General features: G+C 50.6%; 25 protein-coding genes. 16 read left to right on the top strand and 9 right to left on the bottom strand.

Going from position 1 to position 25175, the window contains the following annotated elements; genetic code table 11:
- Positions 1 to 4: 4 nt before the first annotated feature.
- Genes csm2 through csx1 form a run of 5 tightly spaced genes read left to right on the top strand, consistent with a single transcriptional unit; the run spans position 5 to position 4755 of the window.
- Positions 5 to 577, top strand: a complete 573-nt coding sequence (gene csm2 / locus E3E33_RS02580) for a type III-A CRISPR-associated protein Csm2 (protein WP_167712182.1) — start codon at positions 5 to 7, stop codon at positions 575 to 577.
- Entirely contained in the window at positions 574 to 1401 is an 828-nt protein-coding gene (gene csm3, locus E3E33_RS02575) for a type III-A CRISPR-associated RAMP protein Csm3 (protein WP_167712181.1), read from the top strand. Before csm2 ends, csm3 begins: the two co-directional genes overlap by 4 nt.
- Positions 1401 to 2270, top strand: coding sequence for a type III-A CRISPR-associated RAMP protein Csm4 (gene csm4, locus E3E33_RS02570; protein ID WP_167712180.1), 870 nt, complete (start codon positions 1401 to 1403; stop codon positions 2268 to 2270). The genes csm3 and csm4 overlap by 1 nt, the downstream gene beginning before the upstream one ends.
- Positions 2267 to 3460: a type III-A CRISPR-associated RAMP protein Csm5 gene (gene csm5 / locus E3E33_RS02565; protein ID WP_167712179.1), complete on the top strand. Its 1194-nt coding sequence runs from the start codon at positions 2267 to 2269 to the stop codon at positions 3458 to 3460. The genes csm4 and csm5 overlap by 4 nt, the downstream gene beginning before the upstream one ends.
- Positions 3457 to 4755, top strand: coding sequence for a CRISPR-associated CARF protein Csx1 (csx1, locus tag E3E33_RS02560; RefSeq protein ID WP_167712178.1), 1299 nt, complete (start codon positions 3457 to 3459; stop codon positions 4753 to 4755). The genes csm5 and csx1 overlap by 4 nt, the downstream gene beginning before the upstream one ends.
- A gap of 731 nt (positions 4756 to 5486) precedes the next feature.
- On the opposite strand, the gene E3E33_RS02555 is transcribed toward csx1, so the two are convergent.
- The 4 genes from E3E33_RS02555 to E3E33_RS02540 all read right to left on the bottom strand — a co-directional run bounded on the left by E3E33_RS02555 (position 5487) and on the right by E3E33_RS02540 (position 9880).
- Complete coding sequence (locus tag E3E33_RS02555) at positions 5487 to 6131, bottom strand: alanyl-tRNA editing protein (RefSeq protein WP_167712175.1); 645 nt, start codon at positions 6129 to 6131, stop codon at positions 5487 to 5489.
- A gap of 61 nt (positions 6132 to 6192) precedes the next feature.
- Entirely contained in the window at positions 6193 to 7647 is a 1455-nt protein-coding gene (locus E3E33_RS02550; protein ID WP_167712174.1) for a hypothetical protein, read from the bottom strand.
- Between the two features lie 120 nt (positions 7648 to 7767).
- Complete coding sequence (locus E3E33_RS02545; RefSeq protein WP_167712173.1) at positions 7768 to 9042, bottom strand: dicarboxylate/amino acid:cation symporter; 1275 nt, start codon at positions 9040 to 9042, stop codon at positions 7768 to 7770.
- A gap of 103 nt (positions 9043 to 9145) precedes the next feature.
- Positions 9146 to 9880 (bottom strand): biotin--[acetyl-CoA-carboxylase] ligase, encoded by a 735-nt coding sequence (locus E3E33_RS02540; RefSeq protein ID WP_167712172.1) that lies wholly within the window; start codon positions 9878 to 9880, stop codon positions 9146 to 9148.
- 97 nt (positions 9881 to 9977) lie between these two features.
- On the opposite strand from E3E33_RS02540, the gene fba reads away from it, so the two are divergent.
- From fba to E3E33_RS02500, 8 genes are all read left to right on the top strand, one after another.
- Positions 9978 to 10823, top strand: coding sequence for a class I fructose-bisphosphate aldolase (gene fba / locus E3E33_RS02535; RefSeq protein ID WP_167712177.1), 846 nt, complete (start codon positions 9978 to 9980; stop codon positions 10821 to 10823).
- A 126-nt stretch (positions 10824 to 10949) separates the two neighbouring features.
- Positions 10950 to 12734 carry a pyruvate/oxaloacetate carboxyltransferase gene (locus E3E33_RS02530; RefSeq protein WP_206203388.1) on the top strand — a complete coding sequence of 595 codons (1785 nt, stop codon included), beginning with the start codon at positions 10950 to 10952 and terminating at the stop codon, positions 12732 to 12734.
- A gap of 182 nt (positions 12735 to 12916) precedes the next feature.
- Complete coding sequence (locus tag E3E33_RS02525) at positions 12917 to 14617, top strand: carbon starvation protein A (RefSeq protein WP_012571865.1); 1701 nt, start codon at positions 12917 to 12919, stop codon at positions 14615 to 14617.
- A gap of 23 nt (positions 14618 to 14640) precedes the next feature.
- Complete coding sequence (locus E3E33_RS02520) at positions 14641 to 14922, top strand: hypothetical protein (RefSeq protein ID WP_012571866.1); 282 nt, start codon at positions 14641 to 14643, stop codon at positions 14920 to 14922.
- Positions 14923 to 14931: 9 nt separating this feature from the next.
- On the top strand, positions 14932 to 15924 hold the full coding sequence (locus tag E3E33_RS02515; protein WP_167712185.1) for an ArsA family ATPase: 993 nt from the start codon (positions 14932 to 14934) through the stop codon (positions 15922 to 15924).
- Positions 15914 to 16207, top strand: a complete 294-nt coding sequence (locus E3E33_RS02510) for an iron-sulfur cluster assembly protein (protein WP_167712186.1) — start codon at positions 15914 to 15916, stop codon at positions 16205 to 16207. The genes E3E33_RS02515 and E3E33_RS02510 overlap by 11 nt, the downstream gene beginning before the upstream one ends.
- 2 nt (positions 16208 to 16209) lie before the next feature.
- Positions 16210 to 16866 (top strand): hypothetical protein, encoded by a 657-nt coding sequence (locus tag E3E33_RS02505; protein WP_012571869.1) that lies wholly within the window; start codon positions 16210 to 16212, stop codon positions 16864 to 16866.
- Between the two features lie 74 nt (positions 16867 to 16940).
- A complete protein-coding gene (locus E3E33_RS02500) occupies positions 16941 to 17783 on the top strand; it encodes an alpha/beta hydrolase (protein WP_240912012.1) in 843 nt (280 codons plus the stop codon).
- On the opposite strand, the gene E3E33_RS02495 is transcribed toward E3E33_RS02500, so the two are convergent.
- Entirely contained in the window at positions 17731 to 18750 is a 1020-nt protein-coding gene (locus E3E33_RS02495; protein WP_167712187.1) for an adenylosuccinate synthetase, read from the bottom strand. The genes E3E33_RS02500 and E3E33_RS02495 overlap by 53 nt on opposite strands.
- Positions 18751 to 18884: 134 nt before the next feature.
- Here E3E33_RS02495 and E3E33_RS02490 point away from each other — a divergent pair, with 134 nt between their 5' ends.
- Positions 18885 to 19811, top strand: a complete 927-nt coding sequence (locus E3E33_RS02490; RefSeq protein ID WP_167731669.1) for an SDR family oxidoreductase — start codon at positions 18885 to 18887, stop codon at positions 19809 to 19811.
- On the opposite strand, the gene E3E33_RS02485 is transcribed toward E3E33_RS02490, so the two are convergent.
- From E3E33_RS02485 to E3E33_RS02470, 4 genes are all read right to left on the bottom strand, one after another.
- Positions 19796 to 21343 (bottom strand): DUF2341 domain-containing protein, encoded by a 1548-nt coding sequence (locus tag E3E33_RS02485; RefSeq protein ID WP_167712234.1) that lies wholly within the window; start codon positions 21341 to 21343, stop codon positions 19796 to 19798. The two genes, E3E33_RS02490 and E3E33_RS02485, sit on opposite strands and share 16 nt — an antisense overlap.
- 93 nt (positions 21344 to 21436) lie before the next feature.
- On the bottom strand, positions 21437 to 21880 hold the full coding sequence (gene pfdA, locus E3E33_RS02480; RefSeq protein ID WP_167712037.1) for a prefoldin subunit alpha: 444 nt from the start codon (positions 21878 to 21880) through the stop codon (positions 21437 to 21439).
- 144 nt (positions 21881 to 22024) lie between these two features.
- Entirely contained in the window at positions 22025 to 22912 is an 888-nt protein-coding gene (locus tag E3E33_RS02475; protein WP_012571875.1) for a P-loop NTPase, read from the bottom strand.
- On the bottom strand, positions 22912 to 23781 hold the full coding sequence (locus E3E33_RS02470) for a P-loop NTPase (RefSeq protein ID WP_167712036.1): 870 nt from the start codon (positions 23779 to 23781) through the stop codon (positions 22912 to 22914). Before E3E33_RS02470 ends, E3E33_RS02475 begins: the two co-directional genes overlap by 1 nt.
- Positions 23782 to 23852: 71 nt before the next feature.
- On the opposite strand from E3E33_RS02470, the gene E3E33_RS02465 reads away from it, so the two are divergent.
- Both E3E33_RS02465 and E3E33_RS02460 read left to right on the top strand, forming a co-directional pair.
- Positions 23853 to 24251, top strand: coding sequence for a NifB/NifX family molybdenum-iron cluster-binding protein (locus tag E3E33_RS02465; RefSeq protein WP_012571877.1), 399 nt, complete (start codon positions 23853 to 23855; stop codon positions 24249 to 24251).
- 367 nt (positions 24252 to 24618) lie between these two features.
- Positions 24619 to 25158, top strand: coding sequence for a DUF2250 domain-containing protein (locus E3E33_RS02460; RefSeq protein WP_167712035.1), 540 nt, complete (start codon positions 24619 to 24621; stop codon positions 25156 to 25158).
- The last annotated feature ends 17 nt before the right edge of the window (positions 25159 to 25175 follow it).

Below are 25175 nucleotides of genomic sequence, written 5' to 3'. Positions count from 1 at the left end.
TTTGATGGGATACAACCAAAGGAGAAATAGGAATTTTGAAGAGAGACGCTACCGACAGGACACAACTTTAAACAACAGAAATATCGAGGAAGTTTTCGAGAAATTCAACAACCTGAAGTTCTGGGAGCTACAATCCTCGATCAGAGGCAACAAGGAGGCTATTAATGAGGTTTACAAAAGAATACGGAGCAGGTTTGCCAGTTTTTCTGAATGGGACGAGAAGGAGATGCTTAGAAACGCCGCGATAGTGGCCGCAAAGGCCGTAGTTGATGATGTTCATACAACCCAGGTCAGGAAGATTATTGAGATGGCCAAGGACGTTCACATAAGATTCAGCATAAAACAGGAAGAAAAGGAGGAGAACGTGAAGAAAGAGATACAGTCAACAGCTAGGAGAATGATGATGTTGCTGGCCTATACTGCAGGGAAGAACAAGAATGTTTCAAACTTTGCAAACAGCCTGCAACCCGTTCTCGCTTGGCTTCTTGAAAACCCAAGTAAGGAGAACTTCAACCGCGTTTACGAGTTTTTTGAGGCTATAATCTCCTATCACAGGTATTTCGGAGGGAAGGAATGATGGAAAGGGACAGAAGATTTTATGGAAAGTTTGTCCTGAAGGGAACGATCAAGGTCGAGACGGGCCTCAAGATTGGAGCCGGAAGAAACGTTGCCGAGATTGGAGGTGTCGACTCACCCGTGATCAGAGACCCCATATCAGGCTATCCATACATTCCCGGTTCATCCCTCAAGGGCAGGTTAAGGAGCCTCTTCGAAATATACGTTCATTCTCACCCAGAAAAGTTTGGACTGAAATCCCTGGAGTTCAACAGGAACATCGGCACCCAACCAAATCCAATTCACATTCACGTCTGCGAAACCTATGAAGATGCCTACAAATGCCCTGTGTGCAGGCTCTTTGGAGCCAGCGGTGATAAAAGTAACTTCCCCTCAAGGATCATCGTTAGGGATGCTCACCTGACAAAAGATTGGAAAAGCAAACCTCTTGAGCTTATAACCGAGGCGAAGCCTGAGGTCTCAATCGACAGAATCACTTCGAAGACGAACCTCCGTCACTTCGAGCGAGTCGTCGCCGGCGCGGAATTCGAGTTCGAGATAATCTACAACGTTGAGAACACCACACACTGGAGGGACGACATCAAGAACATCCTAACTGCCATGGCACTCCTTGAAGACAGCTACCTCGGCGGTTCCGGTTCGAGAGGCTACGGAAAAGTGAAGTTCATCTTTGATAGCTTTGAGTTCAGGCCTCTGGACTACTACAGGACGGGCAAAGAAGAGGACATCGTTTCAATTGACGCCAGGGAGAAGTCAGTTAGGGATATACTCAGTGGATTTGATTCCCTCTTCTCGGAGGTGGAGGACAAGCTGGAGGCAGGGTGATGCCGAAGTTCATTGCAGTAAAGCTCATTCCAAAGGGGCCGTTTCGAGACATTCCAAGGGCGGACACACTGTTCGGAGCAATTGGAAACGCAATCTCAGCCATCCATGGACAATCGGCTGTCGAGGAACTTGTGGATGCCTTCATGGACGGTGCAAGGATAAGCTCCGCGTTCCCATATTCCGAAGACACTTACTACCTACCAAAGCCCCTGAGCGTTGAGCCCGCTCTGGAGGAAATTCTCACAGGACTCGATGAGGAGGAGCGCTACATAACGGCGAAGAGGCTCAGAAAGGCGAAGTACCTCGACCTCAAAAACTTCGAGCTTGCACTCCGGCTGCGGCCCTTCACCATCCCCGAAGAAATCCCCTACGCCAGAGTGGACGTGCCCAGAGTTGTCCTTGACAGGGTCACACAGGATTCTTCGATATACTTCTGGGAGGAGATCAGGTTTAGAGAGAAGAGCGGGGTCTACTTCCTCTATTCAGGCCCGCGGAAAGTGTTCGACGAATATATAGCACCGGCCATGAAGTTCCTCGGCGACACGGGCATAGGTGGGAAATCGACCTGGGGGGCAGGGCTGTTTGAGGTCGAGTTCCACGAAGTGAAAATAGACGCACCTGGAAGCGAGTACAGCGTTACCCTCTCGAATGCCCTCCCGACAAAAACCCCCGTGCTCTGGAGGCTCCTCAGGAAAGGCGGCTGGAGCTTCGGCAGGAGGAAGCCGCGGATGACGTTCATCGCAGAGGGCTCAATCGTGAGAAATGATCCGGGAAGGATGGAAAGGCTTGAGCTGGGTTTAAGCCATGAAGTTTACGTCTACGGCCTCACCTTCCCGCTGGGCGTTGAACTCCCGGAGGGTCTGGAATGACCGAGCGAACGCTCAAAGTTCTCTCGCCACTTCATATCGGAACCGGGAACGAGCTGACGCCGGTGGATATCTACCCTCGGGAAAACATCTTCCATGTCCTTGACACCGAGAGGCTCGTGAACGACCTCATGAACCTTGGGGTGGAGCTGAACGAGATACTCGCCCTGCTCAAGAATCCCCCTGGAGACGCATACATCTGGAAGGGTTATATTGAGGAGTTCCACCTCGACCCATCGGACTATTCTATCTATGCTCTAAAGGTTCACGGAAAGACTGGCAGGAAGAGCATGCAGATAAAGGAATTCATCAAGCTCAATGGAAGGCCCTACATTCCGGGCTCATCTCTCAAAGGGGCGATAAGAACCGCGGTGCTTTACAAAACCCTAAAGGAGTGCGGTGATGCCGGGACGGTCATGAAGGTCGTCTCAAAGGTAAACGGTGATGTTGCGAGAGACATTGGACGGAGTGAGGACGTGCTCGACTACTACACGGGCTTCCTTTCAAGGGCCAGAATAGACAGAAAACGCGCTGACGATCTGCTCGAAGCCATAGTCTTTGGTATGGAGCACGACAGACGGTCTAAGATCCGCTACGAGCCGAAGCGCGACCCGATGAAAGCGCTCATCGTTCGGGACAGCAAACCAGTAGGCCGAAAGCACCTGGCAGTTTACCACATTGAGGTCATCGGCAATCCTCAACCCATACCGATATGGGTCGAAGCCATTGAACCTGGAGCGGTTACGGACGTCGAGATACATGTGAACACCAAGGCCCTCAGGCTTAACGCCGACTACTTCAACGGTCTCCTCTCGGAGTGCCTCAAAGAAAGAGGAGAACCTGGGGAGGTCTTCGAAGACTTCCTATGGGAGGCCGTCGACGAGTTCTACAGTGCAGTAATGAAATCCGAGATCATGGAGGTTCAAAAGTTTGGGAGGTACGCCTCTCAGGTCAGATCGTTCTACGCCTCCCTGGGGGACTACTCAGGGCACATTTTGAGGCTTGGATGGGGAAGCGGCTGGCTGGCGATGACGATAGGACTGCTACTTGTTGAGAAGGGCTACAAGTGGGAGAATGTGAGGAAAAAACTCGGACTTGGGAAGAAGCCCGGTGGGAGTAGTTTCTCAAGGGAGTTCCCCAAGACCAGGAGGCTGGCCAATGGAATGCCCATGGGGTGGGTGGTGATTGAATGAAGCTCCTCGTTGTTTCTTGGGGCGACTTTGAGAGATGGAAAGAGACCAAGTATCGCTTTGGGGGAGAGACCTCAGCCGGGCCCTCAACGCTCCCGATACTTCAAAAGGTCATCAAACCGGACTGGACAGTTATAGTCCTATCGGACACTATTGGGAAGGACTTCTCGTCGCTGGAAGGCCTGAGGGAAGACATTAGGGGTAGGGTCATGGACTTCCTTGAGAGGATCGGTGCAGGTAGAGAGGTAGACGTCATTATCGCCCCCGGGATAGGCGAATTCACTCACGGGAGCTTCAGGGGAAGTGCTATGGATGCCTACTACTACGTTCTCCACGCCCTCTCTGAGATAATTCCAACCAAAGGCAACCTCGAAGTCCACTTTGACTCGACGCACGGGCTCAACTACATAACCCTGCTGACGTATAGGGCGCTCAAAGACCTCTTGGGCATCGCGGCGGTAATGAACACCGTCACCTTCTACGCCTACAACTCCGACCCGTTCGTTCCCAAAATAACGAGGGAGCTGAGCATAAACACGATAGAAACGACGATGATCAAACCAACTCCTCTATCTGAGCCTTTGCCCGGCTTTGATGAGTACCTGTGCCAGTACTCAATGGAAAGGGCCGAGTTCGTAAGGCTCAAGGGCTCTCTGAACACTTTAAAGAACCTGAGAAAGGAGAAGAAAAAGCTTGAGGCATGGATTGGCTCTCTGCTCTTCGGACTCCCCCTTCTTTTTCTGGAAGAGTTCCCCGACATTGGAAGGCTGGAATCATATATCGAGGAGCTCGACGAAACGTGGGAGGGAGCGATAGCCGTTAACGCCGAAGAAAAGGCAGTAATACGAAGACTGGCCTTTGGCAGTGGCTTTGGAACGCTCGTCAAGCTCCTCTTCCAGACGAAGGTAACCGAGGGCCTGCTCGTCGAGGAACCCTACTCCATCGAGAAGCTTTACAGCGTCTCGGATAGGCTCTTCAGGGGAAGCACCCTGCAGAGGATAAGGGTGGAGCTCGGTAAGATTGAGGATAAAGCAATAAAATACGCAAGGAAAAGGGCATTTCCGCGGGACATTCCCCTGAGAGATTTCCTTGGATTTGACGCCGCCAATCGGGAGGTGAGTCCAAGAAACGTGCTCGCCCACGCCGGCCTCGAAGCGAACGTTGTCGAAGTATCGATGGAGGCCTGGGAGCCCAAACGGCCCGAGGAAGAGGCAGGAAGGCACACCCACCTGAGGTACACACCGGTGGGACTCAAAAAGGTGGAGGACATCGTAAGCAGGGCGCTGAAGGAGAGCTAAGGTGTGTTACCAACTATGGGCTCACTGGGTGTCAGTAAACAGATAAAATGTCCCTGACGAGTTTCCGTAGGACAGAACTGTGTGGAAACAAGTTAGAGGGAACGACGAGCTGAACCCAGCAGGTCAGTTTCAGTAGGGACAGAATTGTGTGGAAACTGCAGCCTTTCGGGGTTGGAGAAGTCGCCGCGCTTGCCATTTCAGTAGGACAGAATTGTGTGGAAAGCCGAAGTGCCAGAACAGGTTGTCACCGGTGAGACCGTAGGTTTCAGTAGGACGTAGTCGTGTGGAAATCCATAGAGCTCCTTGGCGATCCATCTCTTCAGGTCCTCGTTTCAGTGGAACAGAATTGTGTGGAAACTTATCGATGTCGGTCGGGCGCTGGGTTATGGCAATGCCGTGGTTTCAGTAGGACAGAATTGTGTGGAAACGCATTTTTCGGCCCCTCCTGTGAGTCTTTTCATTACTGTTTCCGTAGAACAGAGTTGTGTGAAAACAACTGAATCTTGTCGGCGCGATACCAGTAGTGGCCTTGATATTTCCGTAGAACATAATTGTATGGAAACAGCCAGCTCGGCAGGCTTGCCTCATCGCCACAGTAGAACGCCCGTTTCCGTTGCTTTAAGCCGGTCAGCCTTACAAGCAGCGCCATAAAGATACTCCCCGAGAAAAGTCCCTGTAACAGGGAATGGAAAAGAACGGCCCTAGAGCATAATCTAAAACTCAAAGAGACCTCAGTCCTCAAGCCAGATCTCAAGCCTCTGCTTGCCCTTTCCGAGGCTGGAGCGCTTGAACTTTTTCAGGTGTCCGATTTCCTTTATGTCCCTCACGTGCGTTCCGCCGCAGGGAATTACCTCGAAGTCCCTTATCTGAGTGTATCGTGTCTCCCCTTCCCACCATATCTTCATCTCGCCGCCTTCGTCGACGTATTTGTTGAACAGCTCTATGATCTTCTCCTTGTACTGGTTAACGTTTTCCGGATAGAGGATGTCGTACCTACCTTTCTCAGCGCTCATCCCGCTGCCGTAGAGCTCCCATTTACCCTCTCCGAGAACATCATTGAGGACGTGCTCGAGGAGGTGCATGGCCGAGTGGATGCGCATGAGCTTGTACCTGTAGTCCCAGTCTATTTTGAGCTCGACCTCGTCACCTGGCTTGAACTTCTCCGGCTCAGCAACGGCGTGCCAGACGTTTCCAGCATCGTCCTTATAGACGTCCAGAACTTCGACGCCGTTTATCGTTCCTCTGTCGTGGGGCTGACCGCCGCCGGTAGGGTAGAAAATCGTCTGGTCAAGGAGGAGTGCACTCTCCCTAATCTCAAGAACCTTCGCTTTTGCCTCCTTAAGGTAGGCGTCCTCATAGTAGAGCTTCCTCGTCATTAAGACCACCTTAGAAAAGTTGGAAAGCAGGTTTAAATGAATATCGAAAAGAAAGAAATGCTCAGTGCTTCTTCCAGATGAAGATGGCCAGACCTATAAGCACAAACGCACCGACGATGCCCGCTATCTGAGTTGTACTCAGATTTGACTCAGTGCCTTTCTGAACATCGAGTGTATAACGAACCTCAAGCTGGTCATATCCCTCCAGAAGGTTCATAATATCCTGCCGGGATGCACCATAGCGGATGAACGTATTGGCTGTTATGGTTATCTTATTTCCTGACTGGGTGACGTTCAGGGTGAAGTAGTTGCCGTGCAGCTCTCTTGAGACCGGCTCAGGAACGGAAACAAACTCTCCATTATCTGGAAGAACAACCTCCGTGGTAAACGTATAGTTGTACTCGGCTAATGCCCTGATAGTCTCGAGGGATGATAATCCCATAGTAGGATTGAATATGTAAACGTAGGTTCCGTTTTCAAGTTTAGTGTAGTTTTCGAGAAGATAACTGAGACCTATAACAAGAGGGCCGGTTTCATTGAGTCCCTCAACGTAAGCACTCGCGTTGTATATCACAGCCCCCATTCCTACAAATCTCTGTGCGTACTCCGAGATCATCAAGCTCTTGAAGTTATCAACCCCATACGAAGCAACTAGGCTTTTCATGTCGTCTATCTCGTCTTGTGGATTTAGATAGACTTCTCTCATTTTTAGTTCTGTCTTACCATCAGGAAAGACTGTAAGCGTGACATACTCATGTGTAGCTCTCTTCTGGAAAGTCTCTTCACCTTTGTAAGGTGTTTGATAAGTTATTGAAAAGTCATTATACTCATCAAAAAGGCTTCCGAATCCTTCGAGGGACAGATACGGCTCCAGCTTTATCGTGGAGGCAACTGTTACTGTGTCGTCCGTTATCGTTGGAACGACCTCGAAGAGGCTCTGATTAAATGTCTTCTTGTAAGGCAACGGATAGGAAAGCAGTGTAGCGTCAGGCGGAAGATGGATTACAAACTCATTGTGCATAATAACCCAGTAGGGATATCCGGTATCCGGATAAGACGCCCCTATAAGCCCTCTGGTTGGGTCTATGATGATCTCCCAGAAGTCCCCATAAGAGTAGTACTTGGCCATTCCGACGGCTATTGCATTGAAAACCACCGTGATGTTGTCTCCGTTGGGAATCCCATACACCTTTACTGTCGCGTTATTTACATCAATCCCGATCTGTTCTATGATTTGGACATAGTAAGCAAGCTGTTGCTCTTCAGCTAGTTTTATGGCATCTTCAACGCTACCGTTTGTTTGGTTGAGGTAATATTCAATCTGCTCTTGAATTTTATCTTTGGGGCGGAGCCATACACTTATCAGCGTGATGTTTGCGTCCCCATTCTCGAACAGTCTGATTTTGAAGGTAAAGCTCTCCTCATATATTTCAACAGTCGTGGTTGCCCCTACACTTCCAAACATAGGAGCTAGGAGCATAAAGATAAGGAGACCCCCTAAAACGTTCCTTCTCATTATCCATCTACCTCCCGCACATGTGTAGATAGCATTAGACCCCTGGGTATTTAACTTTATCTCAGAAAAGCCAGAATAAAAGGCCATCTAAAACTAGAAAAAGTGAAAGGAGCAAAGAGTTCAGCTCGTCCACTTGGAAGAGTCCATTTCGCCTTCGGTCTTGGCGACTATGGTGGTTCCAGCCAGATCGCCGGTGACGTTTACCATAGTTCTGCCCATGTCAAGTATTGCGTCGATTCCGAGTATCATGGCATAAGCCAAAGCTACAGGACTTCCCTCCACGAGTTCGAGGCCAACGCTCTGGAGCACCATGGCCAGCATTATAGCCCCCGCACCCGGAACGCCAGCGGTTCCAATCGAGGCAAGCACAGCCGTGAGGATGACCACGAGCTGCTGCTCAAGTGTCAGCGGCTGGCCTATTGCGTTCGCAACGAAGAGCACCGTGACACCCTGGTAGAGCGCAGTTCCGTCCATGTTTATCGTCGCGCCAAGGGGCAGGGTGAAGGAGAATATGCCCTTGTCAACACCCATCTCCTCCTCGGCAACGCGCATTGTGACGGGCAAAGTTCCGCTGGAGCTCCTAGTAACAAAGGCAGTAATCATAGCGTCCTTGGCCTTCTTAAGGAACTTAAACGGGTCGATGCCGAAGACCTTGAGCAGGACACCGTAGACCAAGAGTATCTGGAGGATGAGGCCAAGATAAACCGCTACGACAACCTTGACGAGTGGTCCGGCGACGTTCGGGCCGAACTGGCCGATGACGTAGTAAATCAGGGCAAAGACACCTATTGGAGCGTACTGCATGACACCGGCGACTATCTTGTACATCGCCTCGGCGGCGGCATCCATGACTCTGAAGAGCGTCTCAGCTGAGCTTCTGATCCTTTCATCTTCACTGTTCATGAGGTAGCTGATGGCTATTCCAAAGACTATGGCGAAGAATATCGTGGGCAGAACCTGGCCACTTGAAAGGGCTGCGAAGGGGTTGGTCGGAACGATGTTGAGGAGCGTCTGGACGAGTGACGGAGCCTCTGCCTCTATAGCCTTTCCAGAGCCTGTTCCGAGCTCGATTCCAGTTCCTGGCTTGAAGAGGTTGCCCATCAGCAGGCCAAAGAACACTGCGAATGCCGATGTGGCCAGGTAATAGAGGATTATCTTGACGCCAACCCTTCCGAGCCGCGATGGATTGATACTGGCGGCGCCAACTATCAGTGAGAACAGTATTATGGGCATCACTAGCATCTTCAGGAGTCTCACAAATAGGTCTCCGAGCGGCTTTAGGGCTGCTGAATACTCTGGAAGCAGCATACCGAAGATAACACCCAGCACGAGCCCAGCGAGGATCTTGTAAAGCACAGGAATTTCAAGATATATTCTCAATATCCCCCTTCCCATTGGCTTCACCTCTTTAAGAATGACGTCGAAATAGCATTAATAGCGACATTATATTAACTTTTACCAAAAAAAGTTGACAATATGACAGAAAATCGTGGAAAATTTAGAGAAATCTGAGAGAAACGTCGCCATGGAGCACCCGCACTCTGCCCTTTGGTGTTTCGAGGATCAGCGCGCCGTCCACATCTATGTCCACAGCCCTGCCGACGAGTTCTGTTTCATCGTCGATTATCTTGACTTCCTTCCCGAGGACAATGCTCCTCTCCTTCAGCGCGGATATTATCTCAGCATATCGTCCATTGAGAAAGAGTCTGTACCAGTGGTCGAGATTCCTAATAAGAGCGCGGAAGACTTCTGACAGAGAAACCTCACGGCCGAGGAACTCTCTCATCGAGGTCGCCATTTTCCTGAGCTCCTCAGGGGCGTCGTTGTTCACGTTGAGGCCTATCCCGAGAATAACGAACTCCCCGATCCTCCCCTCAGTAAGAACTCCGCAGATTTTTCTCCCGTTTACCCAGACGTCGTTGGGCCATTTTATACCCGCTTCAATTCCAAATTTCCAGAGAGTATCGACAACGGCCAAGGCCCCGATGAAGACGAGCTTGGAAAGGTGCTTGGACTCAGCCTTAGGCTTCAGGATGACACTCATCCAGAGGCCTCCCTCCGGGGAGGCCCAGGTGCGACCTTTTCGCCCCTTTCCGGCGGTCTGTCTGTCCGCCACCACCACCGTCCCCTCACGCTCGTCCAGAGCGATAAGCTTGGCGTACTCGTTGGTTGAATCCACTTCGCGGAGGTGGATTATTTTACGGCCGATAATTTCACTCCCCAGTCCCGACATTAAACCACCGGCCGAACTTCTCATTCTGGACTTAAACAACTTTCCATCAAAGAAAACCTTAAATCCCCCAAACCATATATCACCCAAGGTGATTAGTATGGATGCATACCAGAGTATTGGAATTAGAAGAAGAATAAAGAGGTTCTTCCGCAGAAACGGAAGGACGCTCATATTTGCGATGGACCACGGCTTCGAGCACGGACCGACAGATTTTGAGGAGCACTGGGAGCACGTGAACCCGAAGATAATCATTAGAAAGGTTATGCGCGCCGGTGTTGACGGCGTCATGATGCTCCCCGGCCTCGCCAGGTTCGCCGGCGACGAAGTGAAGCCTGACAGAGGATTGATGATAAAGCTCACCAGCAAGACCAACCTCAGACCAAAAGATGAGCAGCTCCTCCAGAGCCAGCTCGGCTACGTTGAGGATGCCGTCAAACTCGGCGCCGACGCCATAGCGGCGACTGTTTACTGGGGCAGCCCTCAGGAGGACGTTATGATGCGCCAGTTCGCCGAGATAGCGAGCTACGCCCACGACATGGGCTTCCCGGTTGTGCAGTTCGCCTATCCGCGCGGCCCGTACATCAACAAGAAGTACGGCAAAAAGGAGGACTACCGTGTTGTTATGTACGGCGCGAGGGCGGCCGTTGAGAGCGGTGCGGATATGATAAAGACCTACTGGACTGGCTCGAAGGAGACCTTTGCCAAGGTAGTCGATGCCGCAGCGGGAGTCCCAGTCCTTCTGAGCGGCGGCGCTAAGACGGAGAATCCAGTTGACTTCCTCAGGGTGGTTTACGACGTCATCGAAGCTGGAGGGGCCGGTGCCGTAGTTGGCAGAAACATCTTCCAGCGCGAGAACCCAGAGCCTCTCATCAAGGCCCTTATCAGGGTCATTCACCGCAATGAAGAGCCGGAAGAGGCTGCCAAGGCTGAGGGGCTTCTCTGAACCCCTTCTACTCATTCTTTTCGACGTCTGTCGTAATATATCTCCTCTAACGTCGGAACTTTTTTAAGGTAACTAACGTTTAGGTGGGCATATACTAAGTGACCAACAAGAAGGCAGGTGATCACAATGGTGGAAATAGTAGATACCACATTTAGGGACGCACACCAATCGCTCATAGCAACGCGCCTCAGGACAGAGGACATGCTTGCCGTAGCCGAGAAGATGGACAAGATAGGCTTCTACTCCATGGAAGTCTGGGGAGGAGCAACTTTCGACGTCTGCATTCGCTACCTCAAGGAAGACCCCTGGGAGAGACTTAAACTTTTGAGGGAGCACATAAGGAAGACGAAGCTCCAGATGCTGCTCAGGGGGCAGAATGTCGTTGGCTACCGCCATTACCCGGACGATGTCGTCGAGAAGTTCGTTGAGCTGGCCCACAAGAATGGCATCGACATTTTCAGGGTCTTTGACGCTCTGAACGATGTTAGGAACATGGAAGTTGCGATAAGGAAGGCCAAAGAAGTGGGTGCTGAGGTTCAGGGTGCCATAGCTTACACAACCGGACCAATCTTTACCCTTGAATATTACATGAAGAAGGTGGAGGAGCTCCTAAAGCTGGACGTCGATGTAATTACCATCAAGGACATGGCAGCCCTACTGACACCCGAGAAGGCCTACGAACTGGTGAGTGAGATAAAGGAAACCTACGGCATCCCAGTTAATGTTCACACCCACTCGACCACTGGAATGGCCGTCGCGACTTACCTGAAGGCTGTCGAGGCCGGGGCAGACTTCATTGACACAGCTATAAGCCCCCTCGCCTTTGGAACGGCCCAGCCTGGGATACAGACGATATGGCACGCGCTGCCCAAAGCAGTTGGCTTCCACCTCGACAGGGAACTCATTCATCAGGTCTCGCGCTACCTCAAAAAGCTGCTTGAAGAGAGGTACTACGGCCTGCTCCACAAGGAGGCCCTCATGGTGAACCCATACGTCTTAAAGTACCAAGTTCCGGGGGGAATGTTCTCCAACCTCATAGCCCAGCTCAAGGAAATGAAAGCTCTAGACAAGCTCGACGAAGTTCTCGAGGAGATTCCGCACGTGAGAGAAGATCTGGGATGGCCGCCACTGGTGACACCAACAAGCCAGATAGTCGGCACTCAAGCTGTTCTCAACGTACTCTTCGGAAGATACGAGAGGATAACCAACGAGGTCAAGAACTACATCAAAGGCCTGTACGGAAGGCCTCCGGCAGAGATAAACCCCGAGCTGAGGACGAAGGTTCTTGGAGATGAAGAACCAGTATCAGCGAGACCGGGGGAGCTTCTGGAGCCTGCATTAGAGAAATGCAGAAAGGAGCTTGAAAAACTCGGTTATCTGGAGAAGGAAGAGGACGTCCTCACATACTGCCTCTTCCCGCAGGTTGCACTGGAGTTCTTCAAAGCAAGAAAGGAGGGAGTCAAAAAACCGGAAATTCCGAAGACGGCCCAGAAGTTTAAGCTGTACATCGACGGTGTTGAATTCGAGGTTGGCATTGAAGGGGTTGACCTGAGCGCCCTCAAGTATCTGCCTCAGATAGCAAGTGCTGGTACTCCCGCCCCAGCAGTTCCGAGTGCTCCAAGCATCCCTGCTAGCGTCCCGACTCCGGCTCCCGCTCTTGTCCCAGCATCAGCAGCACCAACTCCAGCGCCAGCAGGTGAGGGGGTTGTGACTGCGCCAATGCCGGGTAAAATCCTTAGAATACTCGTTAAAGAAGGCGATCAAGTCAAAACCGGCCAAGGACTACTCATCCTCGAGGCAATGAAAATGGAAAACGAAATCCCAGCACCAAAAGACGGAATAATAAAGAAAATCCTCATCAAAGAAGGCCAAACCGTCGACACCGGACAACCACTAATCGAACTTCAGTGAGTGAAAAAGACTTCTCCTTTCCCCATTTTTCATAGTCATTCCGCCTAAAGGTTTTTTCTCAGAAACAGGGGTAGTGTTTCTAACTTTTAGTTGAAAAGCGAAAAATTTTCAGTCCATTGCCGAAAAGCATTTATATGAACACAATTTTACACTACTGCGAAAACTTCCTCGGAGGTGCAACCATGAACTCCGCTGTAATAATATTGATAGCGGCTGCCATATACGTTGGGATGTACATGGCCTACGGAAGAAAGCTACAGAGTAAGGTCGTCAAGGCCGATCCCAACAGACCCACCCCGGCACACAAGCTCTACGATGGGGTTGATTATGTCCCAGCACACCCAATGGTTCTCTACGGCCACCACTTCGCTTCAATAGCAGGTGCAGGACCTATCGTCGGTCCAGCCGTGGCAATGGCCTGGGGATGGTTGCCAGGACTCCTGTGGGTCTGGTTCGGAAACGTCTTCATCGGTGCTGTCCATGACTATCTGGCATTAATGTCATCGGTACGCTACGATGGTAAGTCCATCCAGTGGATTGCCGGAAAGCTCATGAGCAAGAGAACCAGCATGGCCTTTGAGCTTTACGTTTGGTTCGCTCTGGTACTTGTAATAGCAGCATTCGCAGCAGTTATATCCGGAATTTTCGTTGGAACTCCAGAAGCTGCGACAGCCTCGCTGCTCTTCCTGGTAGTTGCTGTGATCCTCGGATACCTCCTCTACAAAGTGCAGATAGACTTTAAAGTCGGTACAATCATTGGAATAGTACTTCTCATCATAGCGATATGGATTGGCTTCCAGTTCCCGATAGTCGCTAGCAAGCAGACCTGGTACATCGTTCTTGGACTCTACATCATCGTGGCCTCCTCACTGCCGGTCTGGATTCTGCTCCAGCCGAGAGACTACCTGAACGCCTATATCCTGTGGTTTGGCCTTATCCTTGGTGGTCTGGCGTTCATAGTTGTCGGCCTTAAGGGTGTTGGAACCTTTACAGCCCCAGCCTTCACCACCTGGTCTGCCAACGTCGTCGGTGGCAAGCCATCGCCGTTCTGGCCAACAATACCGCTCGTCATCGCGTGCGGTGCGCTTAGTGGATTCCACTCCATTGTCGGTTCTGGTACCACATCCAAGCAGCTTGACAATGAGCTTCACGGCCTTATGGTCGGCTACGGCGGTATGTTCACCGAGGGCTTCCTCTCAACCATCGTCATAGCTTCCATCGCCATATACGGACTCCAGGTTTTCCAGACCATGAACATCCCTGTTGACGTCAACAACTGGGGACAGCAGTACGCCATCCAGGTCGTCAAGAACGGAATAAAGGTCGGAATATTCTCCAAGAGCTACGCCTACGGTCTTGAAGATGCATTTGGAATCCCGTTCAAGACCGGCGCAGTCTTCGCCAGCCTCTGGGTCTCGGCTTTCGCTCTCACGACCCTCGACACTGCTACCAGGCTTGGCAGGTTCGCCTGGCAAGAGATCATGGAGATGGTCCACGGACCCGAAATCCTCAAGAACAAGTGGATCGCATCAATAATCCTTGCCATTTTCGGTATCTACATGGCCTGGGGCGGAAGCTGGCTTATCATCTGGCCGGCTTTCAGCGGTATGAACCAGATGCTGGCAAGCATTGCGATGATGACAGCCTCCCTGTGGGTTGCAAAGGTTCAGAGGCCAGAGGGAGCATGGAAGTGGGCAGTAGTCATCCCCGCGCTCTTCCTGTGGATTACAGTGACGGCAGCACTTGTCTGGTTCCTTGTCGTCATCAAGCCTGGATTCTGGGTGTCCCTCATCACCATCGTCGGCCTGCTCCTCAACCTGCTCCTCGTCGTCGACTGGTACGCCGCCTGGAAGAAGCCGGCCGAGGAGTACGCGACCGCTTGAGTTCTTTCATTTTTATTTCGTTTTTGGAGGTGAAACCATTGGAACCACTAAGGCAGTTTCTTAAAGGATTCGTGGAGTCTTTCAAACAGCAGTCAACTGAATACATCGAATTCGAGCTGAGAGAGCTTGAGAACGTATTTGCGCTGGTGCTAATGGGGGCCTTCGTTGGCATACCATCTCCACCAACGACGCTCGTTATAAGACTGATGCCCCATATGGTACGGGAGATTCACGTCATGCAGCAGAGGGCCGTCAATTTAGATGACATCTTTGCGGAAATTGCTGGAATGTTCGATATAGACTGAGGTGGGAACATGAGAGAGTACCTGCTTCCAAAAGAGGATTTCAGGACAATATTCGTCATTGGAAAAGGTGGCGTCGGCAAGACAACGACGAGCGCCTCTTTAGCTGTTGCCCTGGCGAAGAAAGGATATAAAACACTCATTATATCACTCGATCCCGCCCACAACCTTGGCGACGTGTTTATGGTAAGACTGAACGACAAGCCCAAAAAGCTGATGGAAAACCTTTACGCTAGCGAACTTGATATGGATAAGTTAATTAAAGCTTACCTCAAGCACCTAGAGAAAAACCTTAAGCACATGTACCGCTATTTGACTGTCATAAATCTAGAAAAGTATTTTGAGGTTCTAAGTTACTCTCCCGGCATAGAGGAATATGCAACGCTGGAGGCCATAAGGGAGATACTAATCGAGGGAGATAAGTGGGATGTAATAGTGTTTGATACACCTCCCACTGGCTTAACCTTGAGAGTTCTCGCTTTACCGAAGATATCCCTCATCTGGGCGGACAAACTGATAGGGATAAGGAAAAAGATACTCGAAAGAAGGCGCGCGATAGCCAAAATACAGGGAGAGCAGAAGTTCACAATTGAAGGTGAGGAGTTCACCCTACCCAAAGAGGAGAAAGAAGACGCTGTCATGCAAGAGCTAAAGGCATATCGCGAGGAAGTTGCCTTTGTCGAAAAAGTCATAACTGACCCCAACAAAACGAGCGTTGTCGCAGTCATGAATCCTGAAACGCTTCCACTCTATGAAACGGAGAGAGCCTACGAAAGCCTGAAGAAGTTCAGGGTGCCCTTTAACCTGATAGTCGTAAACAAAGTCATAACGCTGGGGAAGGACATACCAGAGCTGAAGGTCAAACTTGAAGCCCAGGGGAGGGTTTTAAAGGAGATCGAGAGGAAATTCAAAGGAATTGACGTCGTGAGGATACCTATGTTTGCGGAAGAGCCCCGGGGAATGGAGTGGCTCGAAAGGCTTGGAGGTATGATACTTGAGACCTGAGGAGATACTGGAACTCCTGGGGGCAGTTAAAAATCCCTTTACAGGGCAGAACATAGTCAGTGAAGGCCTTGTCACTAAAATAGTTGCGGAAGAAGACAAAACCACTATCTACGTGGCCTTTGCAAGGAACACTCCCCCCAAACCTTTTGCCATGGCCATCACCTGGCCGCTTCAGGCGAGAATTGTTAAGGACATGGTAAAGGTTTTAGAGGATAAGTTGGGATACTTTGAGATAGTTGATGATATGACTTTGCAGCGCTATTACCCGATCGAGGAGGTCTAATTATGGAGATAACGTCCGGATTTATACTGGCGATTATGGCCCTTGCGGCCGTTTCATCTATACAATTTTTCAAAGGCAGAAAGCTGAACCTCCAGATAATGCAGCACTACCTGAGAAGCATTGAGGACGTTGTTAAGCCCGAGGACAAGGACTACGTCTGGCTCGGCGGCTACATCGGTTTCAGGGCTTACTACAAGGTGAACCGCGACAACATCAGGAAGTTTGAGTACACGCTGACGCTTTTGCCGAGACAGAGCATCCTCTACTTCCCCATAGCACTCCTCACAAGCAGGCACGACAAGCTCTACATTGTAATAAAGCCAGAATCCAAGATAAAGCGTGAGGCCCACCTCATACAGAAGGGCTACTACCGCATAAAGCCCAAGATTGAAGACGAGGAACTCCTTCAGAAGGAAATAGTGGAGATAGCTGGCACGAAGTACGAGGCACTTTACGAAAAGAGACGTGACGTTGAACTGCTCAAATACCTCGTCGAGAACCTCTCCAAGCCAACAAACGTCAAGCACATCTCGCTCACGCCGAAGACCAACGTGTTCTATGTGCTGATGAAGCCCGAACCGGATACGATAGAGGACGACATCAAAAAGATCGTAGAATTCGCCAAGGAAAAACTGAAAGAAGGTCCGTTTTCTTCTTAACCATTTGTTTTCAGAATCTCGGCACTGGAAAATGTTAAATTCTCCTTTTCCCAATTTTCTAACTGGCGGTGGCTATGGTGAGGGTTTACAAAGCCAAGTTCGGTGAGCCAAGGATTGGATGGGTTGTTCTGGTTCATGGATTGGGGGAACACAGTGGAAGATACAAGTGGCTGGTAAAGATGCTTAATGAGGCAGGCTTTGCCGTCTACACCTTCGACTGGCCGGGACACGGAAGAAGTGGTGGCAAAAGAGGACATACGAGCGTTGAGGAAGCTATGGAGATTATTGACAGCATCATTGAGGAGATTGGAGAAAAGCCGTTCCTCTTCGGCCATAGCATGGGTGGTCTAACCGTGATCCGCTATGCCGAGACGAGGCCGGATAAGATAAGGGGGATCGTCGCTTCCTCGCCAGCACTCGCTAAGAGCCCAAAGACGCCGGACTTCATGGTTGTCCTCGCGAAGTTCCTCGGAAAAATCGCGCCGGGGGTAACGCTAAGCAACGGCCTCGATCCAAAGCTCCTCTCCAGAAACCCCGATGCAGTCGAGAGATACATCAAAGATGAACTCGTCCATGACAGGATTTCGGCAAAGCTCGGGAGGAGCATATTCGAGAACATGGAGCTGGCACACAAAGAGGCTGAAAAAATAACGGTGCCGATTCTGCTCATTGTTGGTACGGGAGACATCATAACCCCGCCAGAAGGAGCGAGAAGGCTTTTCAGGAAGCTTAAGGTCAAAGACAAGGCCTTGAAGGAGTTTGAAGGGGCCTACCACGAGATATTCGAGGATCCTGAGTGGGGGAATGAGTTTCACAGAACGATAGTTGAGTGGTTAGTGGCCCACGCGGGGGAAGAAAAGAGAATTAGAGAGTATCCCTCCTATCAATCACGTGCTCAAGCTCAGGACCAGTCTTGATTATGCCGACTGGAATACCAACCCTTTCCTCTATTTCTTCTATAAACTCCTTGGCCTTCCTTGGCAGCTTGTCGTAGTCGGTAACGCCGAAGGCCCCTTTGTCGTACTTGTCGAGCATTGTTATAGCCAGCATCGTCGCCCCGTTGAGCCTCGCCGAATAGCGCGCGAACTCGAAGTCGAACCAGCCGACGCGCCTGCGCCTTCCTGTGACAGTGCCGTACTCGACGAGACCGAGCCTCTCAGCTTCCTCAGCACTCATCTCCGTCGGGAACGGACCCTCCCCAACGCGCGTCGGAAAGCTTTTGAAGACGACTATAACATCGTCGACCCTCGTGGGCCCGATTCCGACGTCGCTGGCTATGGCTGAAGCGGTTGTATCCTTCGAGGTCACGTAGGGGTAAGTACCGTAGTAGAGGCTCAGTCCAAAGCCCTGTGTGCCCTCGATGAGAACCAGCTTGCCTTCATCGAGCGCGTCGTTAATTTCTTGAGCAACGTCCGTGAGATATGGCTCCAGCTCCTTGATGTCCTTCGCCTGTTTTGCCATACGCATGACCCTATCAGCGTTTGCCGGCCCACAGCCGGAACCCGTGGTTCCGATTTTGCCGTGCAGATAGCTGCTCGTTCTATCGCGCTCCTTGTGTCTTGGCTCTATAATGGCGCAACGGTAATCAATGCCAACCCTTTCGGCAACATTGAACTCCTTCAGGTGTTCAAGCTCATGGAAAAAGACCCCTGGATCAACAAGAACTCCAGCCCCAACAAGAAGCCTAGCTTTAGTCTGCATAAAGCCCGTTGGGAGCTGTCTGACTGCGTATTTCCTACCGTTGATGAAGACGCTGTGGCCCGCGTTTGTCCCAACGCCGCCGCGTGCTATGATTTGAGGCTCATCCTTCAAGGCAAGGTAGGCTATAAGAGACCCCTTACCCTCGTCTCCCCATTGACCACCAACAACTATGTAGCTCGGCATGGCTCCTTACCCAAGTTTAAGTCAATAGGGGCCTTATAACAGTTTCTAATCAGACAAAAGTTTGTCAAAATCCCACGGAAAGAGACAGCAAAAGGTTAAAACCCACGGCAAACACTACTTACGGGGGTAGAGAAATGAGAAACAAGTTGGTCGTGGTTACTGGAGGGGCAGGCTTCATCGGCTCTCATATTGCCTGGGAACTGAGCAAAGATAACGAGGTAATCGTCATTGACAACCTCCACACTGGAAAGAGGGAAAACGTTCCGCCGGCGGCGAAGTTCGTTCGGGCCGACATCAGGGACTACGAATCGATAGCCGAGCTGATAAGCCACGCCGATTACGTTTTTCACGAGGCTGCTCAGGTCAGCGTCGTCGAGAGCGTTAGGGACCCGATTTTCACGGAGGAAGTCAACGTTATAGGCACGCTCAACATTTTGAGAGCCCTGATGGAAGGTCATGGAAAGCTGATTTTTGCATCCTCTGCGGCGGTTTATGGCAACAATCCAAATCTGCCGCTCAAAGAGACGGAAACGCCGAGACCCCTCTCTCCTTATGGCGTCACGAAGCTAACGGCAGAGCAGTACCTTAGAGTTTTCAACGAGCTCTACGGGATACCAGCAGTTTCCCTGCGCTACTTCAACGTCTTCGGTCCGAGGCAGAGTGCCAACCAGTACGCAGGAGTTATAAGCATTTTCATCAACCGTGCGCTGAAGAACGAGCCGCTCGTAATTTTTGGCGACGGAAAGCAGACGAGGGACTTCATCTATGTCAAGGACGTTGTCAGAGCCAACATCCTGGTTGCAGAGAGCAGAAAAGCCAATGGAAGGGTCTTCAACGTCGCAACTGGGAGGCAGACAACTATTCTTGAGCTAGCGATGAAGATAATTGAAATAACCAACGCCACCAGCTCGATACTCTTCGACAAGCCAAGGCCAGGAGACATAAGACACAGTCAGGCAGACATAAGCGAGATTAGGAAACTCGGTTTTGAGCCGGAATGGACACTGGAGGATGGGCTGAAGAAGACTGTGGAGTTGTATCAGGCTCAGGGTTTAAAGTAAATCCTAAAGGTGTAGCTACCAGAGGTCTGGCCTACTACCCGCACTTCGGGTTCAGGGTAAATGTAGGGCCGTACAAGTATCCAGTCATAGATTGAGGTCGTGTTTATTATCGAGGAGAGGGTAAGCTGGGGGTTCCTCCGTGGACCAGTTATAGTGTAGTTGTACTCATACCACTGACCAAGGCCCAAGGGTTCACTCTGTTCGGGGGAGTAACCTTGAGTGAAGGTTGCTATGAGTGAGCCGTTTTCATAGAGGTAGAACTCTGCCTGAGTGCTAGTGACATTAATGAGCGTGGTTATTAAGATGTCTTTTCCAAATATCGGACTCCTACTACCACCATCTGGATAATAAAATGCTCCCCACGAGCCATCTGCCAAGTTAAATCCTCTTATTGTTACATTGTTGAGTTGATAAGTTGTAGCTCCCCATGTTGCGAGGGAAGTATTTAGTAGTATGGCCCAGCCATAGTTCGTGCTGTCCACATAAAAAATTGGAAATGCCGTGGAGTCCAGGGAATTCGCGTACAAATCGATGATGAATGAGCCGCTGAAATTCTGCTTAGTCCAGAGCCACTGACCACCTTTAAGCTCAAGCAGGCCATTAGAAACAGTGTAGTTGGAGGGATTCTGAAGGGCAGGGATGTTCCATTTTGAAAGGTTTAATGTGACGCCGTTGAAATCATCAAAAAACCAAAACACTTTGTCTGGATTAAAGTATGTCGCATCGTAAGCAGACTGGTTTCCGTAAAATAGGTATATCGTGTTAACCTGATTAGCACTTAGATTCATTTTGACCCAGAACCACGTCTTCTGAGAGGCAGCGTCGTAAAAGTACCAGTAGTACAGACGGTTGCCATTTTCATCGGTAACATAAGGGTATAAAGAACTCCAGTCTCCACCCAAAGTAAAGTTGATAACATAGTCCCTCAGATCCTGTCCACTCCGTTCCGTAACGTCGATGGGAACGTTTCCACTTCCAGAGGGAGCAAACGACAGTGTAGCTACACCAATCTTCTGAACCTCTATATAGATAGGAAGTATTGTGCAGTTATTGCTACCCCCCACAAGAACTATTTTTATGTCGACGATTTCCGGAGGCGAAATTCCAAAAAAGGAACTAACATAATACGAGTACTGTGTATCCTTGTTTGTTATAATATATGGCAGTCCAGCACTCCATCCACTAGTGAACACCGTGAAGTTCGTAAAACTGTCACTCTGGTACTGCCCAGTATTGGAATTGTATCCGTAAATCGTGACATTGATGTACATTGTAGTTCCCGCTGGCAGAGAATCTGAGAAATTTATGATCACCTCATTCAGGGTATATTCATACAGGTCCCATATACCCCAACTGTAATCAGTGATGTTCCAAGTAATCTGAACATCCGCCCAGTTCGCAGGACTCACCACATCACAGCTCCCCACTCCAATCTCCTGTACGGAAACGTTAATGCTGGGGACAGCTAACCCAAGCGTCGCCAGAAGAAGCACGAGTGCAAGCATGGCTGATGTCAATCTCAACTTTCCCATCTTAAAATGCATTGTAGCGGAGAAAGTTTAAAATATTATCTCCCAATTTTGCTTTTCAAACTCATAAAATGGGGGAGAAGAAGCTCAAAAACATTACTTCTTTACACTAAAACGCATCGCAGCCTCCTGCTGGAGCTTCTGTGCTTTCTGAGCGAGCTCCTGGAGCTGACCCTCAAGCTTTGCCAGAGCCTCCTGCGTTTTCCTTATTGCCTCGTCGTACTCTTTTATTCTAGCATCAAGGTAGCCTATAGCGTCGTCGAGGCTCTTCTCGGTAGCATAGCCAGAACCGACGCTGACTATCGCGCTGTTCTTGTCTACTATCATACCTTTCAGGAAGGAGCCTGCACCGATGGGCACCAGAATTTCTGGCTTCTCATCCTCGACCTTTTTGAGCTCCTCGAGGGTCTGCTTAACGGCCTGGAACTCGTTCCTTCCGAGGGTTAGGAGCTCAAGGTTCTGGGCTAAAAGCTGAGCCTGAGCCTGCAGGAGCTGATACTCGTAAGCGAGCCTTTCAAGCTGCTCGTTTCTCTCCGCCATTTTGCACCACCGATTGGATTTGGATGGGAGGCTTTTAAGGTTTGGGTTGCCTCGCCACAAACCACGAAAGGTTATAGAACCAGCCACGCACGAGCTCTAACTAAGGATAAGATGGGAAGAGTGGAAATTCCACGAACTGTGGCTTCATTTCAGTATCTCAGCCTTAATTCTCTCAGCAATCTCTTTTATCGCCTGGGATGCCTTTGAGTCTGGAAAGGCCTCCACAACAGGCTTAAGCATTGCCATGCTCTTTGGTACCGCCTTGTCGTAGGGAACCTCGCCAAGTATCGGGATTCCCTCGCTCTCTGCCCACTCGTGGAGGGCTCTAAATCCAGGGTTGAAGTCGGCCTTGTTGATTATAAGGTAAGCCGGCTGCCTGAAGTGCTGGATGACCCTATAAGCCCTCTGAACATCGCTGAGGGAGGCTGGCGTCGGCTCGGCAATGAGTATTGTCAAATCTGCACCGCCGATGCTCGCTATAACCTGACAGCCTATTCCAGCTGCGCTGTCCACTATCATGTGCTTAAGGCCAAGCTCCTTCATCAGGTTCTTCGCCCACTCCTTCTCCTCAGTTACGAGCTTGCCGCTGTTGGGCCTGCCGACGTCGAGCTGGGCTGAGATTAGCGGGAAGCCGTACTTCGTGGTGGTCTTCCTTATTATCCCAGAGCGGACTTCCTCGAGGGTTATGGTTCCTGGAACCGGGCAGACCAGACTGCAGACGTTGCAGCCTTCACAGGTGAGTTCACTCACAACGTAGTCGCCGTCGATGACCTTGATACAATCGTAGGGGCAGCGCTCCTGACAGATGCCACAGCGTATGCAGCTCTCCGTGTTTATGTGAGCGACCTTGGCGCCAACCAGCTCCATCTCCTCTTCCCAGCGCTCGACGCCAAGAAGGAGGTCGAGGTTCGGCGCATCTGCGTCCGCATCCACCGCCACAAAGTTGTACTCATCCTTTAGAAGGTAGAGGAGCGAAGCAGTTACGGTGCTCTTTCCTACGCCGCCCTTACCGCTCGCTATGACGAGTTGCATCACTCACCACCCCCGATGAATTCGACAACCCTCTCGGCAATCTTCCTGAAGATTTGGGCCTCAGGATAGTCGCTCAGAACTATCGGCCTTCCTTCCACGTAGCTTCGTATGACGTTCTCGCTGTAGGGGATCTCGGCTATTATCTCGGCGCTATAGCGCTCGGCAATTTCCCTGACCTTTCCAACGTCACCCAGATCAGAGCGGTTAACGATTATCATAGCCGGAATGTCCATGAGCCGAGCCAACCGGAGGATAAGTTCGCTGTCATGAAGCCCGAGCGGTGTCGGCTCGGTGACGGCTATGATGAGCTTAGAATCTTCAAGTGCCTTCGAAACGGTATTGCTCGTTCCGGCAGCAGTGTCAACGAGCAGAAGCTCCTTATTTAAGCTCTGGGCCCTCTTCTTCGCTCTTGAAACGATGGGCATGGCCCTCTCCTCGCCCTCCAAAAGCCTGCCCGTAACGAGCGGGAAGCCGTAGGGCGTCTCCGTTAGATATGTGTGGCCCATAAGCTTCTTGCCGGGCAGTATCGCTCCGGGAACCGGGCAGACTATCTCACAGGCTGCGCAACCAGAACAGAGGTTGGGCATCAGGAAGGGAGTTCCGTCACGCATGGTTATTATCGCGTGCTCCTCACAAACTTCTGCGCACTTTCTGCAGTGAGTACACTTGGAGTAGTCAAAGCGCGGCATGAAGAGCTCAACGGGCTCCTCGTTCTGGAGCTCAACTCCAAGAAGCAGATGGTCGTTTGGTGCCTCAACATCCAAATCGGCCAGAACAAGATCAAAGTGCTCTTTAAGGGCTATCGCGAGATTTATCGCAATGGTGGATTTTCCGGTTCCACCTTTTCCTCCGCTCACTGCGATCTGCATTGCCTCACCCCCAGAATTAGGCTAACCTAAAAGTTTTTAAGCTTTGTGCATATGCTCACACGGTGATGGTCATGAGGTGCCTGAAAGTTGCCTTTGGGATGGAGAACGATGAGACACTCATAGATGCTCACTACGGCGATTCTGAGTTCTTTGCAATATACGAGGTTTGTGAAGACGGGAGCGTTAAGCTCCTTGAGGAAAGGGACAACAAAGCCAGGAATGTGGAGGAGCACGACGAAGGACACGGCGATCCGAGGAAGTTCAGGGCGATAGTGAGTCAGCTTATAGACGTCGACGTTCTGGCTGCCTTTAGAATGGGGCCGAACTTTCTAAGGATAAGAGACCAGAGCGACAAGGTGGCCTTCTTCACGAGAACGAGGGACCTAAAGCTCGCCCTCCAGAGGGTTGCCGAGAACTTCGATGACCTATGGGAGCAAGTGCAGAAAAAGAGGGCCAAGGCAAGAGTATGAGCTTTTGGGAGTCTCTCGCGCGGGTGAAGTTCATAATCCCTTGCGCCCCCCACTATTTTCATCGATTACAGCCTCAACCTCCTAACGTTCAGGTACTATTCCCATGGCTTGCCCCCCTTTCTGTCTGGCATCCTCTCTGGTTAGTCTCCCACCTCCAAGTGCCGAAAGCATGAGAGCGACCATCTCTTGACTTCAAGGTACTATCCAATGGCCAGACATCCAGTATATCCTATCGAGACACTCTAATAGTTCCAGGCCTTTCACTGATCCCATGTGAACCGTTCACACTAGCAATCCACTTGTCTACTGGTAGTCATGACAAGGTTCATAATGTTATGAAAGAATACCCCCACATGGAGGTTCGGCGATGGGAGATGCGAATACACGAAAAGAACGGCCCGCCCCGTATCGAAGCCTTGAGCTTCTTCCCATCCATCTGTACGTCCTAGTTCACCTCAAGAAGGCCAATGTTGAGTATGCCAAGATGATAGCAAGGATGACAGAACTTCCACTTGAGATGATCAATAGCGCCATAATGGATCTAATGGAAGCGGGCCTCGTTGAACGCGACTCTGGAAGCGCAGTAAAGAGGAGCAAAGCTCGCTTTAAGAAGGCCTTCGAGGTTCACAAGCATCATACCTACTACCGCCTTTCGAGGGAGGGAGAGCTCTTTGTCCGCTCGATTGATGAGAAATGGTTGAAATGCTACTTCAACGCCATCTTTCCAGATGGATGGAAGTTCATTGGGGTCCTCATCAGGAGCAGAGACTTTGAAGACGCATGTAAAAAGGCAAAGGCTAAGAACTGTGCAGGACTAAAGGAAGAACTTATTCTCCACCGTTTTATCACGTCCACTGGGAGGAAGACGAGGTTCTTTAAGCTGTTCTGTAAGTTTCTTGGACTCTAATGAGAGCAAAGTTTTCC

This window comes from Thermococcus sp. GR5 (assembly GCF_012027535.1).
Lineage (GTDB): Archaea > Methanobacteriota_B > Thermococci > Thermococcales > Thermococcaceae > Thermococcus > Thermococcus onnurineus.
The sequence above is the reverse complement of the archived record's forward strand: the minus strand, read 5'-3'. Positions and strand labels throughout refer to the sequence as shown.